This is a genomic window from Shewanella sp. SR44-3 (assembly GCF_014163735.1).
In the GTDB taxonomy this organism is placed as follows: domain Bacteria; phylum Pseudomonadota; class Gammaproteobacteria; order Enterobacterales; family Shewanellaceae; genus Shewanella.
This window is the reverse complement of the sequence record NZ_JACJDV010000127.1, coordinates 1-337: the sequence shown is the minus strand read 5'-3', so window position 1 is coordinate 337 and position 337 is coordinate 1. Positions and strand designations below refer to the sequence as shown.

Below are 337 nucleotides of genomic sequence, written 5' to 3'. Positions count from 1 at the left end.
CTTCGGGAGGACGCTCACCACTTTGTGGTTCATGACTGGGGTGAAGTCGTAACAAGGTAGCCCTAGGGGAACCTGGGGCTGGATCACCTCCTTACCTATACGACTAACTCATACCTGAAAGTGAGAAATCACCTTGAGTGTTCACACAGATTACTTGTTAACCTTCTTTGGAAGGGTAGAGTGAAACACACCGCGAGCCGGTTAAGTGTTGTTCTTTAACAATTTGGAAAGCTGATAGTACTAACTAAAAGGCGCAGAAATGATGATTCGTTGTCGTTTGTGTGATTAAGTTAGTGCGAAAAATAATATTTGTGTGCAAACACGAATATGAGTTCTC

General features: G+C 43.3%; 1 rRNA gene. It reads left to right on the top strand.

Going from position 1 to position 337, the window contains the following annotated elements:
* Positions 1-94 (top strand): 16S ribosomal RNA (locus tag H5073_RS18120); the annotation flags it as partial.
* Positions 95-337: the final 243 nt, after the last annotated feature.